This is a genomic window from Amycolatopsis dendrobii, from assembly GCF_014145675.1.
Classification (GTDB): Bacteria; Actinomycetota; Actinomycetes; order Mycobacteriales; family Pseudonocardiaceae; genus Amycolatopsis; species Amycolatopsis dendrobii.
Genome location: NZ_JACGZW010000013.1, coordinates 255204 through 270765, shown reverse-complemented (window position 1 = coordinate 270765; position 15562 = coordinate 255204). Strand labels below are relative to the sequence as shown.

Below are 15562 nucleotides of genomic sequence, written 5' to 3'. Positions count from 1 at the left end.
GCCGAGCGGGCACCGCGTTGCCGGACCCGTGGGACTCTCCCCTGGCTGCCGTGCTGCTTGGCGGACAACACAGCGAGCCCGCTGGGCAAAAGCCGCCGATTCGCATTCTTATCAGTTTTCCGCGTCTCATTTGGCGTTCAATCGAAACCGTTTTCCGGACGCATTTCCCTCGCTAGTTTGACGAGTGCCGGTACCGCACGAGCGAGGGGTTTTCGTGGCCAGTCCCAACCTGTCCCGCGCCGCCGCCGAACAGCGGGCGGCTTTGCTCGCCGTCGAGTCCTACCGGGTCGTGCTCGACTTGACCGGGAGCGGGACGTTCTCGTCGGTCACCACGGTCCGGTTCTCCGGCGCGCGGCGCGAGCCGAGCTGGATCGACCTGGTCGCCGACCGGGTGTGTTCGGCCACGCTCAACGGCGTCGCGCTCGATGTGTCCGGGTACCGCGAAGAGGACGGCATCGCGCTGCCCGAACTGGCGGAGGCCAACGAGCTCGTGGTGCACGCCGAATGCCGGTACACGAACACCGGCGAGGGCCTGCACCGGTTCGTCGACCCGGTCGACGACGCCGGCTACCTCTACACCCAGTTCGAAACCGCCGACGCCAAGCGCGTCTTCGCGTGCTTCGACCAGCCTGATCTGAAGGCGAGCTTCACCCTCGAAGTGACCGCGCCCGCCGAATGGTCGGTCATCGGCAACACCCGGCCCGCGACCACGCGTGAAGCCGGGGACGGCGCGGTCACCACGGTGTTCACCCCGACCAGCCGCCTCCCGACCTACCTCGTCGCGCTCGTCGCGGGTCCGTTCGCCTCGTGGCACGACACTTACCGCGACCAGCACGGAGAGATCCCGCTCGGCCTCTACTGCCGCGCCTCGCTCGCCGAGCACCTCGACGCCGAGCGGCTGTTCACCGAGACCAAACAGGGTTTCGCCTTCTACCACGAGAAATTCGGCACCCCGTACCCGTTCTCCAAGTACGACCAGCTGTTCGTGCCGGAGTTCAACGCGGGCGCGATGGAGAACGCCGGCACGGTCACCGTCCTCGAAGATTTCGTATTCCGCTCGCGCGTCACGCACTACGCCTACGAAAGGCGCGCCGAAACACTCCTGCACGAGATGGCGCACATGTGGTTCGGCGACCTGGTCACCATGCGCTGGTGGGACGACCTGTGGCTGAACGAGTCGTTCGCGACCTTCGCCAGCGTGTTCGCCCTGACCGAGGCGACCGAGTACAAGAACGCGTGGACCAGCTTCGCCAATGTCGAAAAGGCCTGGGCGTACCAGCAGGACCAACTGCCGTCGACGCACCCGATCGCCGCGGACATCGCGGACCTGCACGCGGTCGAGGTCAACTTCGACGGCATCACCTACGCCAAGGGCGCCAGCGTGCTCAAGCAACTGGTCGCCTATGTCGGCCAGGACGATTTCCTCGACGGCCTCCGCCGGTACTTCGCCAGGCACGCGTGGGGCAACGCCACCCTCGCCGACCTGCTGGCGGCGCTGGAAGAAACATCCGGCCGCGACCTGTCGCGGTGGAGTGCCGAATGGCTGGAAACCACCGGCCTGAACACCCTGCGGCCGCGATACGAGGTCGACGGCGAGGGCCGGTTCACCAGCTTCGCCGTCGAGCAGAGCGGTGCCGAACCCGGGGCGGGCGAGCACCGGACGCACCGGATCGCCGTCGGCGTCTACCGGTCCGACGACGCCGGGAAACTGGTGCGCGCCAAGCGGATCGAACTGGACGTCAGCGGCGAACGCACCGAGGTCCCGGAGCTGGCGGGGCAGGCCGCGGGCGACCTGGTGCTGGTCAACGACGACGACCTGACCTACTGCGGCCTGCGCCTGGACCCGCGCTCGCTGACCGCGCTGATCGACCGCATCGCCGACCTCGCCGACCCGCTCCCCCGCAGTCTTTGCTGGTCGGCCGCCTGGGAGATGACGCGCGCGGCCGAGTTCCGCGCGAGGGACTACGTCAAGCTGGTGGCCGGGGGCATCGCCGCCGAAACCGAGCTGAGCGTGGTGGAAACCCTGCTCGCCCAGGCGCGGACCGCGCTCGGCTCCTACGCCGACCCCGCATGGGCACAGCAGCGAGGATGGCCGGAATTCGCCGGTGTGCTCCGGAAACTGGCCGACGGCGCCGAGCCCGGCTCGGACCGCCAGCTCACCTTCGTCAACGCGCTGGCCGCCGCTCCGCTGGAGGACGCGCTGCTCGACCTCCTGACCGGCTGGCTGGACGGGACCGCGCCGCTGGCCGGGCTGACCGTGGACACCGATCTGCGCTGGCGGCTGCTGCAAGCCCTGGTCGCCCACGGCCGCCGCGGCGAAAAGGAAATCGGCGAAGCGCTCCAGCTCGACGACACCGCCGCGGGCCGTCGTCAGGCCGAGAAAGCCCGTGCTCTGCTGCCCGATCCGGAAGCTAAAGCCGAGGCGTGGCGCCGAGCGCTGACCGACGACGAGCTGCCCAACGCGGTCAGCGACGCGATCGTCAGCGGCTTCCGCCACCCCGCGCAGCACGAACTGCTGACCGGGTACGGCGCCCGCTACTTCGCAGAAATCGGCGAGGTCTGGGAACGGCGCTCCAGCGAGCGCGCGCTGCCCGCGGTGGTCCATCTCTTCCCCGGCTGGGAGCTGACCCCGGAAAACCTGGCCGCCGCGGACGGCTGGCTCGCCGGGACGCGTCCGCCCGCGCTGCACCGCCTGATCCTCGAACTGCGGACGGAAATGCTGGCGCGGCCGCTCGCCGCCCGCGAACGCGACCGCGAAGCGGCGTGACTCCCCCTGACTACCCGGAAACCTGCGGACGAGAGGGCATCCTTCGGTGGACTTCAGCATCACTGCCGAGCAAGCGGCGCTGCGCCGGTCGGTCATCCGGTTCGCCAGGACCGAACTGAACGACGCGGCGGCCGAAAGCGACCGGCTGGCCCGGCTCGACCGGGAATCGTGGAAGAAGTGCGCCGGCCTCGGCATCACCGGCTGGCCGGTCCCGACCGCCTACGGCGGCTCCGGGTTCGACCCGGTCACCATCGCCGTCGGCCTGGAGGCGCTCGGATACGGCTGCCGGGACAACGGCCTGGTGTTCGCGCTCAACAACCACCTCTGGGCGTGCGCGGTCTACCTGGTCGAGCACGGCACCGAAGACCAGAAGCAGCGCTTCCTCCCCGGGCTGGCCGACGGTTCGCTGATCGGGGCGCACGCGCTGACCGAACCCGGATCCGGCTCGGACGTGCTGGGCATGCGCACCGCCGCGGTCCGCGAGGGCGACGAGTACGTGCTGCACGGCACCAAAACCTTCATCTCGAACGCACCGGTCGCCGACGTGTTCCTGACCTTCGCCCGCACCGGCGGCCCGGACGCGCCGGCGGCCGCGGCCCTGACCGCGTTCGTGGTGTCCCGGGACCTGCCCGGGGTTTCGGTGAGCCGCAGCTGGGACAAAGCGGGGCTGCGCTCGACCGAGATGGGGCAGGTCGAATTCGAGGGCTGCCGGGTGCCCGCGTCCTGCCTGCTCGGCGCGGAGGGCAACGGGTTCAACCTGTTCACCAGCTCCATCGACTGGGAGCGCAGCCTGCTGTTCGCCAGCCAGATCGGGGTGATGGACCGGGTGCTCGACGACTGCGTCGCGCACGCCCGCGACCGCGTGCAGTTCGGCAGGCCGATCGGGGTCAACCAGGCGGTGCGGCACCGCATCGCCGACATGAAGGTCCGCCTGGAACTCGCGCGGCTGGCCCTGTACAAGGCGGCCTGGCGCAAACGCGAGGGCCAGCTGGCCCCGCTCGACTCCGCGATCGCGAAGCTGGCGATCAGCGAGAGCCACCTCAGCTCCATGCTCGACGCGGTCCAATTGCACGGGGCCCGCGGGTACCTCGCCGAGTTCGGCGTCGAACGCGAGCTGCGCGACGCGCTCGGCGGCACGATCTACGGCGGTACCTCGGAAATCCAGCGCGACATCGTCGCCAGCCTGCTGGGCGTCCCCAGCTGAGCGCACCCGCCGAGGAGGCAACCATGGCGCAGCACCGCATCGCGCTGACCGAACCGCTCCCCGCCGAGCTGGCGGGCGAACTGGCCCAGCGCATCTACTTCCTTTCCGAGTCCATTGTGGACTTCACGCTGCCCGGCGGCGACGGCGAGCTGACCGAGGTGGTGCTCCGCACCGACGGTCCCGGCAGCCCCGGCGACGCCGCCGACCTGGCGGCCAAGGTCAACCGGATGGCCGACGAGGAGGTCCGGCCGCAGCGCGCCGGGCCGCCGAAGATCGTCTGGACCTCGCCCCACTCCGGCGAGGTGCACGACGTGGCCGGAGAACTGCTCGGCTCGGGCGAACTCGTGCACATGGGACCGGGGCAGTTCGCCCTCGGCCCGGCCGTCACCGCGCTGATGGAGTACTTCGACCGGCGCCTGACCGGCATGGTCGCCGCCGAGTTCGGCGCGCGGCAGTACCGGTACCCGACGCTGATCGCGACCGAGACGATGCGCCGGTGCGGGTACTTCTCCTCGTTCCCGCACTTCCTGATGCTGGTCACCCGGCTGCACGCGGACGCGGACAACTACCGCGGCTTCCTCGCCGACGTCGAGGCCTCCGACGGCGGGCTGCCCGGCCTGCTGGACTACTGCGGGGACACTTCGCACTGCCTGCCGCCGACCATGTGCTACCACACCTACCGGCATCTGCAGGACCAGCCGCTGCCTTCGCCGGGCCTGGTGATCACCGCGCGCGGCAAGTCCTTCCGGCACGAATCGCGGTACTGGCGGTCGCTGGAACGCCTGTGGGACTTCACCATCCGCGAGATCGTCTTCCTCGGCGGCCGGGAAGAGGTGCTCGACCAGCGCCGCCGGATGCTGGAGCTGACCACCGCGTTCGCCGCGGAACTGGGCCTGGGCGGGCACTGCGAGGTCGGCAACGACCCGTTCTTCGGCAGCGTCGAATCGCCGCAGCGGGCGTGGTCGCAGCGGCTGCTGGAGCTCAAGTACGAACTGCGGCTGCCGATCGGCCCGGAAAAGACCCTCGCCGCGGCCTCGTTCAACTTCCACGACGATTTCTTCGGCCGGTCGTTCGGCATCCGGCCGCACGACGGCGGGCCCGGGCCGGTCATCACCGGCTGCGCGGGCATCGGACTGGAGCGCTTCACCTACGCGTTCCTGTGCCGCCACGGCGCCGACCCGGCCGGCTGGCCGCAGGACGTGCGCATCGAGACCGATCCGAGGGCGAGGCTGGGATGACCGGGATGGCCGAGACGGCTGGGACGCGGGACAAGGAAACGATCGGCGTCGTCGGCGCCGGCACGATGGGCACCGGGGTGGCGCACTTGTTCGCCGCGGCGGGGCACGAGGTCGTGCTGGTCGACACCGCCGAAGCCGCGCTGGAGAAGTCCCGCGGGCTGATCGAGCGCAACGTGGCGTTCTACCCGCTGGTCGACGCCTCGCTGCCGAGGCTGGACCCGGCGGAGGTGACCGGCCGCATCGTGTTCTCCACCGACCACGGGGACCTGAAGACCAGCGACTTCGTGGTGGAGAACGTCACCGAGAAACGGGAGCTCAAGGAGGAGCTGTACCCGCTGCTGGACGAGATCTGCCCGCCGCACTGCGTGTTCGGCGTGAACACCTCGGCCGTCTCGATCACCCGGCTGGCCGGGCGCACCGGCCGGGCCGACCGGGTGATCGGCACGCACGTCATGAACCCCGCGCCGCTCAAGCCGCTGGTCGAGGTGATCCGCGGGACGCACACCTCGGCCGCCACCGTGGAACGCACGCAGGCGCTGTTCCGCTCGGCGGGCCGCGACAGCATCGTCGTCAACGACGCGCCGGGCTTCGTCACCAACCGCGTGATGATGCTGACCGTCAACGAGGCGATCTTCCTGCTGCACGAGGGCGTCGCCGATTCGGCCGCCGACGTCGACCGGCTGTTCAAGGACTGCTTCGGGCACCGGATGGGGCCGCTGGCCACCGCCGACCTGATCGGCCTCGACACCGTCCTGCTGTCGCTGGAGGTGATCCACGACAGCCTGCGCGACAGCAAGTACCGGCCGTGTCCGCTGCTGACCCGGCTGGTCGACGCCGGCCTGCACGGGGTGAAGACCGGCCGCGGTTTCTACGCATACGACTGAGCGAAAGGTTGCCATCCATGGAAAACCACCTGGCGACGGTGCGTGAATACATCACCTCGCACCTCGGCGGCAAGACCCTGCCCGACGACGAGGACCTGTTCGCGGGCGGGCACCTGAACTCGCTGTTCGCCGTGCAGATCGTGGTCTGGCTGGAAAAGGAGTTCGGCATCGCCGTCCGCGGCGGCGACCTGACGCTGGACAACTTCCGGTCCATCGGGGCCATCGCCGCGTTCGTCGAGGCGAACAACGCGCCGGTCGGCTGAGCCTGTCCGGCCGCAAAGCCCCCGCTTCCTGGGAAGCGGGGGCTTTTTTCGTGGCGCCAGGCAGTCCTTTTGCACAGCGAAGGGCCCCGATCCCAGGCTCGGGATCGGGGCCCTGGCGCGGAAAACGGGTCAGCTCGCCTCGCGGTCGGTGTACATCTTCGCCGACGAAAGCTTGTCGATCTTCGCGTTCAGGTCGTCGAGCGACGCCTTCAGCTCGGTCAGCTCGTTGAGGTGCGACGTGTTGTCCCCGCTGCTGACCGGAGCCTTGATCGAGCCCCAGATGTCGTTCTCGGCGTGTTCGACCTCCCGCAGCACGCGGTCGATCACGCCCTCGGTGCTGCGCACGATGCTGGCCAGGTACAGGAAAATCGTGTTCTTGTCCCGTTCGACCAGGGTCTTGGTGCTGTCGAGGATGTCGTTGATGTAGTTCTTGATGAAGTTGCCCTCGGCGGGCTTCTTCTCTTCGGTCTCGGCCATGTTCTTCCTCTCCTTGGGTTTCCGGGCCGCCCTCGCGGCCCCGTCAAGCCCGGCGCACCGCCACCGGGATCCGCCGCGGCGCCCACATGCCCTGTTCGTAGAAGGGCAGCGGGCCCTCGCTTTCGATGCGGAGGTCGGCGAAGCGGTCGAACAGCAGGTTCGCCGAGACCGCCGCCTCCATCCGGGACAGCGGGGCTCCCACGCAGAAGTGGATGCCGTGCCCGAAACTGATGTGCCCGTTGGGCGTGCGGCCGATGTCGAACTCGTCGGGCCGCGGGAAGCGCCGCTCGTCGCGGTTGGCCGAGGAGAACCACAGCATCACCAGCGAGCGCGCCGGGATCGGGGTGCCGGCCACCTCGGTGTCCTGGCTGGTCACCCGCATGAACCGGGTGCCCGAGGGCCGGTAGCGCAGCACTTCCTCGACCGCGGCCGGGATCAGGCTCCGGTCGGCGCGCAGCCGGGCGGCGACGCCGGGGTGCTCGTCGAGGCACAGCAGCAGGTTGCCGATCAGCCCGTTGGTGCTGAAGTGCCCGACGAACAGCAGCGCCAGGCAGATGTTGACGACCTCGTCCTCGTCCAGCCCGCTTCCGTCGTCCTCGGCGGCGGCGAGCTTGCTGATCAGGTCGTCGGCGGGGGCGGCGAGCCTGCTCCGGTACTGCTCGGTCAGGTAGCCGCGGATCTCGCCGGTGACCCGGCTCATCATCCCGCCGTAGCCCTCTTCGTCATCGGTCGGATCGCCGACCTGCAGCGACGCGAGCTTGTCCGCGTAGCTCAGGAACAGCTGGCGGTCCGACACCGGCACGCCGAGCAGTTCCGCAATCAGCATCGCCGGCAGCGGCCAGACGAACTTCTCCACCAGGTCGAACCGGTCCTGCCCGTCGACCTCGTCGAGCAGCGCGTTGCCGAGGTCGTAGGTGCGCCGTTCGTACTCGCGCACATTGGTCCTGGTGAACGCCTGCCCGACCAGCGCGCGCAGCCTGCGGTGCTCGGGCGGGTCGGTCCACGCCGGGTTGCCGCGGGTGATGTCCTCCGCGCCGAGCACGTCCCGGTTGAGGCCGGAGGAGAACACCCCGGGATCGCTCGCCACCCGCCGCACGTCGTCGTACCGGAAGATGTGGAACACGCCGTGCTCGTCGCGGTGCACCGGTTCCTCGGCGCGCATCCGCCGCAGCCATTCCAGTTGCGCCGCACCGCCGTCGGTCAGCGGCGGGGGCGGCCCCGGCCGCGTGGCGGCCGCTGTGGTTTCGGTCATCTCAGCCCTCTTTCCCCTGGCTCGCACTCAGCCGCTCCAGCCGCTGGTGCAGTTCGTCCACATAGGTCTCGGATTCGGGTTTCATCAGCACGCTGCGCAGGATCCGGGTCGAGTCCGCGTCCGCCCGCACGTCCGGGTGCAGCTGCGCGAAGGCGTCGCGCTCGATCCGCATCAGGCTGAGGAACACCGGGTCGGCCCCGTCGTGCATGCCCTCCTCCAGCATCGCCGCGCACGCGCGGCCGATCCCGGACAGCGAATCCCCCGCGCGGCGCGGGAAGTAGGTCACGATGTCCAGGTCGGGTTCCTGGTGCAGCCGCAGCCGGTCCGAGTCCGCCGTCAGCGCGGCGAGGCGCAGCGCGGCCCGCCGGTTGGCCGCGAGCACCTCGCCGAGCCCGTCGGCGGTCGGGGCCAGCAGCTGGAAGGTGAACCACAGCGCGGCGGCGGTGGCCCCGGCCCGCGAGCACTCCAGGCTGATCTCGCCGAGGTGCAGGTCCGCCGGGGTGAAGTAGGTGTAGGGCGAATCGTGCACGTAGAACTTCGCCACCGACGGATCGGCGAAGAGCACCGAACCGCAGCCGTAGGGCTGCAGGCCCTGCTTGTGCGGGTCGACCACCACCGAATCGCAGTCGCGGACCGCCCGCCACGGCGCGGGGTCCAGCCCGAGCGTGCCGGCGAGCACCGAGTAGAACCCGCCGTAGGCGGCGTCGACGTGGAACCGGACGTCGTAGCGTTCGCGCAGTGCCATCGCCTCGGCCAGCGGGTCGAGCGCGCCGACGCCGGTGGTGCCGAGGGTGAACACGACGGTGCCGACTTTCCCGGTGCGCAGCACGTCTTCCAGCGCGTCCAGGTCCATCCGGCCGTACCGGTCGGCGGGCACCGCGCGGGAGTCCATGCCCAGCAGCCGGGTCATCCGCTCGTGCGTGTAGTGGCTGGCCGAGCTGTAGGCCACGCCGCGGCCCGGGTGCAGGCAGCGGGCGACGTAGAGCGCCTCCAGGTTCGCCATCGTGCCGCTCGAGGTGAGGTGCCCGAGGTGGCTGCCGAACCCGAACATCGCGGCGAGCTGGTCGATCACCTCCCGCTCCATCCGGTCGGTGACCGGGCCGCCGTCGGAGGAATGGTTGTTGGGATTGATCAGCATCGCGCTGAGGTAGGCGACCACGGCGGCCTCGTGCGGCGGCTTGAGCATCTGCCCGATGTAGCGCGGGTGGAAGAACGGGTAGTTGCCGTGCAGCAGCTTCTCGTAGTTCTCGAAGACCGTCGCGAAGCGGTCGTCGCTGATCTCCAGCGAGGGATGCCGCTCGTACGGCGCGAAGGTCGACGTCCACTGCCCGTGCCCTTCGACCGCACGCGCGATCCAGTAGGGAAGATCCACCGTGTCCAGCCTTTCGCGAAGCTTCACCTGGTGACGGTCACCGGCAGCGTCTTGATCCCGTTGACGAAGTTGGACCGCAGCCGGGTCACCGGGCCCGCGAGCCGGATCTGCTCCGCTCTGGCCAGCAATTCCTCGAACAGGATCCGCAGTTCGAGGCGGGCCAGCGCGGCGCCGAGGCAGAAGTGCGGGCCGCCGAGCCCGAAAGCGAGGTGGTCGTTGGGTTCGCGGCCCACGTCGAACTCGTACGGTTTCTCGAAGGCGGCCTCGTCGCGGTTGCCCGAGGCGAACCACAGCACCACCTTGTCGCCCTCGCGCACGCGCTGGCCGCTGATCTCGGTGTCCCGGGTGGCGGTGCGCCGGAAGTGGTAGACCGGCGACGCCCAGCGCAGGAACTCTTCCACCGCCGTGCCGATGAGCGCCGGGTTTTCCTTGAGCCGCCACCATTGCGCCGGATTCCGCGCGAGCGCGTGCACCGCGGCCGAGATGGCGTGCCGGGTGGTTTCGTTGCCCGCGACCACCAGCAGCAGGAAGTAGTTGTCGAAGTCGGTGGGCGTGAGCGGGACCCCGTCCCGGGGCACGGTGTTCACCAGCCTGCTGACCAGGTCGGTCCCGGTGCCGCCGCGGCGTTTTTCCGCCAGTTCCCTGCCGTACTCGAAGATCTCCAGCGCGGCCGGGCTGCGGAACGGGACGTGCTTGTAGCGCTCGCTGTCCGCGCTCTCCAGCAGCACGTCCGCGCAGTCGGGGTCGTTGTTGCCGATGATCCGGTTGCCCCAGGCGATCAGCTTGCCGGTGTCGGCGGCGGGCACGTCGAGCATCAGCCGGGCCAGCACCATGATCGGCAGCTCGGCGGCGATCCCGGCGACCAGGTCGAACGATTCCTCGGCCAGCGCTGTGTCCAAAGTGGACGCGGTCAGCCCGCGCAGGAACACCGCGTACCGGGAGACCAGCTTCGGGCTGAACTCCCGGCTGAGCAGCAGCCGCATCGCCCGGTGCCGTTCGCCGTCGGTCTCCATCAGCGAGCGCCTGCGGTCCCGCAGCCCGGGGTCGGTGACCTCCTCCAGGTTGGTGAACTGCTCGGAGGTGAACGTGTCCGGATCGCGGTTGACCGCGACCAGGTCGCGGTGCCGGGTGACGGCCCAGAACCCGCTGTTCGGCGCGGCCTCGGGCTGCCAGTGCACCGGGCTGCGCTCGCGCAGGACGTCGAACATCCGCCACGGGGTCTCGGGGTCCAGGAACCGGTCGACGTCGGACAGGTCCACTTCGTCCAGGCGCATCGGGAATCCTCGTTCGGCTCGGTCTCGGGAGGGCGTCACAGGTGCGGCAGGTACTCGCGCAGCTCCCAGTCGGTCACCCAGCGCCGGAAGCGGGCGGTCTCGTCGCGTTTGACCCGGTCGAAGGCGGCCACCAGGTCCTTGCCCGCCGCGTCGGCGAACTCGTCGTCGGCGGCCAGCGCGTCGAGGGCGGCGTCGAGCGTTTCCGGCAGTGCCGGTGCGCGGGCGCCGTCGTAGCCGTAGCCGCGGACCGGGTCCGGCGGCTCGATCCGGCCCTCGATGCCCAGCGCCACCGCCGCCAGCACCCCGGTCACGGCCAGGTACGGGCTCGCCGCGGCGTCGCCGAGGCGCACCTCCAGCCGGGTCGCCTCGCCGCGTTCGGGCGGCACCCGCACCATGGTGGAGCGGTTGTCCAGGCCCCAGTCGGCCAGCGCGGGAGCGAGCGTGTCCGGGCCGAGCCTGCGGTAGGCGTTCACCGTCGGAGCCAGCAGCGCGCACAGCGCGCGGGCGTGGCGGAGGATGCCGCCGACGGCGTGCCGCGCGGTGGCCGAGAGTCCGGCGGGCGCGCCGTCGGCGGCGAACTGGTTGCGGCCGTTCTCGTCGAGCAGGGACAGGTGCAGGTGGAAGCCCGATCCGGCTTCCTCGTTGAACGGCTTGCCGACGAAGGTGGCGCTCAGGCCGCGCTGGGCGGCGAACTCGCGCACCGCGTGCTTGAACCGGAACGCGCGGTCGGCGGCGTCGAGCGCGGCCGAGTGGCCGAGGTTCACCTCGAACTGCCCGGCGGCGAACTCGTGGTTGACCGCGGTGACGCCCAGTTCGGCCGAGCGCAGCATCGCCAGCAGCGCCGGGGCGAGCCCGTCCGGGTCGCCGCGACGGCCCACGCGGTAGACGTTGCCCGGAGAATCCCCGTACCGGGCCCAGGCTCCGTCCCGTTCGGACAGCAGGAAGAACTCCAGTTCCGGCCCGACCACCGCGCGGCTGCCGAGCGCGGCCAGCCGGTGGACCGCCGCTTTCGCCGCACCGCGCGGGCATTCCCCGATCGCCAGCCCGGTCGCCGGGTCGAGCATGTCGCCGAGGCAGGACTGGTAGCCGGGTTCCCACGGCATCGGGGCCAGCGTCGCGCGGTCCGGCCGGAACAGCACGTCCGGAAGGCCGTCGGACAGCGAATGCTCGCCGTCGAGCGTTTCGCCCTGGGTGGTGGTGTAGTAGACCGCGCGGCAGAAATGCAGCCCGCCGGAAAGGGAAGCGAATACGTCCGAGGGCAGATCGCGGCCGCGTTCGGTGCCGATCAGGTCGGGATACTGGATCCGCACCGTTCCGGCGTTCTCCACGATGAACCATCGCCTTTCCGGGAAAGGGGAAACACGAACAGAAACAGCCGCGCCGCCTGCGCTCTCGGTTCAGCGTAGCGACCGGGAAGTCGCGTAGCCATGGGAAAAACTGTCTCTGATGGCGCCCCGGTGTCTCGAATGGCGAGCGCGGTCGCGCGCTTTATTGCCGCCCTGCGGATCCGCCGGTTACCGTCGCGGACGTCCACGCACAATTCTCTCGAGGGAGCCGCATGCCCGTTGCGACAGTTTCCGGGACCCCGGTCGACACCGGGCACTGGATCGGCGGTGAACGAGTCGAATCCGCCGGGCGCTTCACGTCGTTCTCTCCGATCGACGGACGCGCGCTCGGCGAGTTCTGCCGCGGCGGCCCGGCCGAAGCGGACAGCGCGGTGCGGGCCGCGGCCGCCGCGTTCGGACAGTGGCGGCGCACCAGCCCGGCGCGCCGGGCCGAGCTGCTGCACCGGATCGCCGACGAAGTGGAACGCCGGACGCCGGAGCTCGCGGCGGTCGAAACCGAGGACAACGGCGCTCTGCTGCGTTCGCACCTGCGCGGCGTGATGCCGCGGGTGGCGCACAATTTCCGGTTCTTCGCCGACTGGCTCACCGGAGAACTGCGCCACCCCGAGTTCGACACCCGCGGCCACCGCAACCGCGTGTCGTGGGACCCCGCCGGGGTCTGCGCGCTGATCACCCCGTGGAACGCGCCGCTGATGCTGGCGTCCTGGAAGATCGCCCCGGCGCTCGCCGCGGGCAACACCGTGGTGCTGAAGCCGGCGGAGTGGTCGCCGATGACCGCGTCCCTGCTGGCCGACATCACCGCCGGGGCCGGATTGCCCGACGGCGTCTTCAACGTGGTGCAGGGGCTCGGCCCCGAGGCGGGCGCGGCGCTGTGCGCGCATCCGGACGTCCGGCGGATCAGCTTCACCGGGTCCGAGCCGACCGCCCGGCGCATCGCGGCGGCCGCGGCCGGGAATCTCACGCCGGTGTCGATGGAACTGGGCGGGAAGTCGCCGCTGCTGGTCTTCTCCGACGCCGACCTCGACCTCGCCGTCGACCTGGCCGCGGAGCAGTTCGACAACGCGGGACAGGTCTGCCTGGCCGCCACCCGGATCCTGGTCCACTCCCCCGTCGCGGCGGAGTTCACCGAGCGGCTGCGGGCGGCCGTCCGCGGCTTGCGCCAAGGCGACCCCCGGCAGCCGGAGACCGGCCTCGGCCCGAACATCCACCCCGACCACGTCGCGCGGGTCGACGGTTTCGTCCGGCGAGCGGTCGCCGAGGGCGCCGAGGTTCTCGAAGGCGGCGGGCCGAACGCCGACCTCGGCGGGACCTACTACCGGCCGACGCTGCTCGCCAACGCGCCCGCGGGCGCGGAAATCCTGCGCGAGGAAGTATTCGGCCCGGTGCTGACGCTCGAGGAATTCGGCTCGGAGGACGAGGGCGTCGCACTCGCCGACAACACCCGGTTCGGCTTGGCGGCGACCGTGGTCACCGGCGACCCGGCCAGGGCGGAACGGGTGTCCGCCGCGCTCACCGCGGGCACGGTCTGGGTGAACTGCTTCTTCGTGCGCGACCTGCGCGCGCCGTTCGGCGGGTCCCGCCGCTCCGGCGTCGGCCGGGAGGGCGGCACCTGGAGCTTCGACTTCTTCTGCGACGTCAAGAACACCGTGACCAGCCCGAAAGGATGGATGTAGATGGGCGAGACGGCCGGCGGCGGGCTGCTGTCCCACGTGCCGACGATCATGCTGCCGGAGGCGACGCGGCGGGAACTGAACCACGGCGAAGAGTCCACTTTGGTCACCGGACTGCGCAGGCTGCGCGAGGAGGTGTTCGACACCGCCGACTACGACACGGTCGTCGTCTTCGATTCGCACTGGGCGACCACGGTGGAATTCGTGGTCGCCTCGCACGCCTGCCGCGCCGGGTTGTTCACTTCGGACGAACTCCCGCGCGGGATGAGCCGCATCCCGTACGACTTCCCCGGCGACCCGGAGCTGGCGCACGCGCTGGCGGACCGCGCCGAGGCGCACGGCACGTGGATCACCCCGATCGACGACCCGTGCCTGCCGGTTTCGTACGCCACCGTGAACCTGTGGACCTATCTCGGAGTTCCGGGCAAGCGGTGGCTCAGCGTCAGCGTCTGCCAGACCGGCGACGACGAGGACCACCTCCGGCTCGGCCGCGCGCTCGCCGACGCGATCGCCTCCGCCGACCGCCGGGTGCTGCTGATCGCCTCCGGCGCGCTCAGCCACCGATTCCATTCGCTGCGCGCGTTGCGCGCCCACGAATCGGCGGGAGCAGAGCACATTTTCAGCCAGGAGGCGGTGACCGCCGACGCCGAGCGCATCGGCTGGCTCGAATCCGGGGACCACGCGAAGGTGCTGGCCACGATGGCGGACTTCCGCCGGTTCAAGCCGGAAGCCGGCTTCGCGCACTACCTGATGCTGGCCGGCGCGCTCGGCGGACAGGACTGCGCCGCCCCCGCGCGGCGCTGCAGCGAATACGAGAACGCGATCGGCACCGGGCAGATCCACCTGTGGTTCGACCGGCCGGCCGGCGGATGGACGGGAGCGAACCGATGACCACCGAATACCGCAGGATCCTGCTCGACGGAGCCGCCGTCGAGGTCCGCCGCGACGGGGACACCCTGCTCGCGCCGGACGGCCGGACGATCGCGGCGGACGACGCCGTGCACCTGCCGCCGGTCACGCCGAGCAAGATCATCGCCGTGCACCTCAACCACCGGAGCCGGTTCGAGGAGTTCCGCGCGAAACCGCGTTCGGCTCCCACCTACTTCCACAAACCGGTGTCCGCTTTGACCGGGCACCAGGGACACGTGGTGCGGCCGGAGGGCTGCAAATGGCTGAACTACGAGGGCGAGATCGCCGTCGTCATCGGCCGCACCGCCCGCAACATCAGCGTCGGCGAGGCTCCCGCGCACATCCGCGGCTACACGCTCGCCAACGACCTGGGGCTGCACGATTTCCGCGACACCGACGAAGGCTCGATGCTGCGGGTCAAGGGAGCGGACACCCTGTGCCCGCTGGGTCCGGGCATCGTGGAGGGCTGGGATCCGCGCGGGCGCGTGCTGCGGACGCGGGTGAACGGCGAGGTGGTCCAGGAGGGCAGCACGGACGAGATGACCTGGGACGCGCACTACCTGGTGGCCGACATCGCGCGGCTGATCACCCTGCATCCCGGGGACGTCCTGCTCACCGGGACCCCGGCGAACTCCCGCCCGATCCAGCCGGGCGACACCGTCGAGGTCGAGGCGGACGGCCTCGGCGTGCTGCGCAACACCGTGGTGACCGGCCCGACCCCGGCGACCGGCCCGATCGGGGCCCAGCCCACGGAATCCGAGCAGGTCCTTTCGACCGCGCTGGGCGGAGACTGGGAATTCCGCGGCATCCGGGCCCCGCACCCCGCCTGACTCCGGGGCCGCGGGCGAACGTACGCGAGGGGAACACGGCAGACTAACCGTCCACAAAGGACTCAAGCTGTGCCGA

Annotated in this window: 13 protein-coding genes; 8 read left to right on the top strand and 5 right to left on the bottom strand. The window is 70.5% G+C overall.

Annotated elements, in window-relative coordinates:
* The first annotated feature begins 214 nt into the window (after positions 1-214).
* From pepN to H4281_RS35175, 5 genes are read left to right on the top strand one after another with little or no spacing between them, the layout of a single operon-like run.
* A complete protein-coding gene (pepN, locus tag H4281_RS35195) occupies positions 215-2767 on the top strand; it encodes an aminopeptidase N (protein WP_182895179.1) in 2553 nt (850 codons plus the stop codon).
* Positions 2768-2813: 46 nt separating this feature from the next.
* Positions 2814-3971 carry an acyl-CoA dehydrogenase family protein gene (locus H4281_RS35190; RefSeq protein WP_182895178.1) on the top strand — a complete coding sequence of 386 codons (1158 nt, stop codon included), beginning with the start codon at positions 2814-2816 and terminating at the stop codon, positions 3969-3971.
* Between the two features lie 23 nt (positions 3972-3994).
* Entirely contained in the window at positions 3995-5209 is a 1215-nt protein-coding gene (locus tag H4281_RS35185; protein WP_182895177.1) for a class-II aminoacyl-tRNA synthetase family protein, read from the top strand.
* 5 nt (positions 5210-5214) lie between these two features.
* Positions 5215-6093 (top strand): 3-hydroxyacyl-CoA dehydrogenase family protein, encoded by an 879-nt coding sequence (locus H4281_RS35180; RefSeq protein WP_182895176.1) that lies wholly within the window; start codon positions 5215-5217, stop codon positions 6091-6093.
* Between the two features lie 17 nt (positions 6094-6110).
* On the top strand, positions 6111-6356 hold the full coding sequence (locus H4281_RS35175; RefSeq protein ID WP_182895175.1) for an acyl carrier protein: 246 nt from the start codon (positions 6111-6113) through the stop codon (positions 6354-6356).
* A 129-nt stretch (positions 6357-6485) separates the two neighbouring features.
* Here the strand turns inward: H4281_RS35175 and H4281_RS35170 are convergent, their stop codons facing one another.
* From H4281_RS35170 to H4281_RS35150, 5 genes are read right to left on the bottom strand one after another with little or no spacing between them, the layout of a single operon-like run.
* On the bottom strand, positions 6486-6833 hold the full coding sequence (locus H4281_RS35170) for a hypothetical protein (RefSeq protein ID WP_182895174.1): 348 nt from the start codon (positions 6831-6833) through the stop codon (positions 6486-6488).
* A gap of 43 nt (positions 6834-6876) precedes the next feature.
* The gene (locus H4281_RS35165) at positions 6877-8085 is read right to left on the bottom strand and encodes a cytochrome P450 (RefSeq protein ID WP_182895173.1); all 1209 of its coding nucleotides are present in this window, start codon (positions 8083-8085) and stop codon (positions 6877-6879) included.
* A gap of 1 nt (position 8086) precedes the next feature.
* Positions 8087-9457 (bottom strand): pyridoxal phosphate-dependent decarboxylase family protein, encoded by a 1371-nt coding sequence (locus tag H4281_RS35160; protein WP_182895227.1) that lies wholly within the window; start codon positions 9455-9457, stop codon positions 8087-8089.
* A gap of 23 nt (positions 9458-9480) precedes the next feature.
* On the bottom strand, positions 9481-10731 hold the full coding sequence (locus H4281_RS35155) for a cytochrome P450 (RefSeq protein WP_182895172.1): 1251 nt from the start codon (positions 10729-10731) through the stop codon (positions 9481-9483).
* Positions 10732-10766: 35 nt separating this feature from the next.
* On the bottom strand, positions 10767-12059 hold the full coding sequence (locus H4281_RS35150) for a glutamine synthetase family protein (protein WP_182895171.1): 1293 nt from the start codon (positions 12057-12059) through the stop codon (positions 10767-10769).
* Positions 12060-12289: 230 nt separating this feature from the next.
* Here H4281_RS35150 and H4281_RS35145 point away from each other — a divergent pair, with 230 nt between their 5' ends.
* The 3 genes from H4281_RS35145 to H4281_RS35135 are packed head-to-tail and all read left to right on the top strand — an operon-like array spanning position 12290 to position 15486.
* Positions 12290-13750: an aldehyde dehydrogenase gene (locus tag H4281_RS35145; protein WP_182895170.1), complete on the top strand. Its 1461-nt coding sequence runs from the start codon at positions 12290-12292 to the stop codon at positions 13748-13750.
* A complete protein-coding gene (locus H4281_RS35140; RefSeq protein WP_182895169.1) occupies positions 13751-14638 on the top strand; it encodes a DODA-type extradiol aromatic ring-opening family dioxygenase in 888 nt (295 codons plus the stop codon).
* Positions 14635-15486 (top strand): fumarylacetoacetate hydrolase family protein, encoded by an 852-nt coding sequence (locus H4281_RS35135; RefSeq protein WP_182895168.1) that lies wholly within the window; start codon positions 14635-14637, stop codon positions 15484-15486. Before H4281_RS35140 ends, H4281_RS35135 begins: the two co-directional genes overlap by 4 nt.
* The last annotated feature ends 76 nt before the right edge of the window (positions 15487-15562 follow it).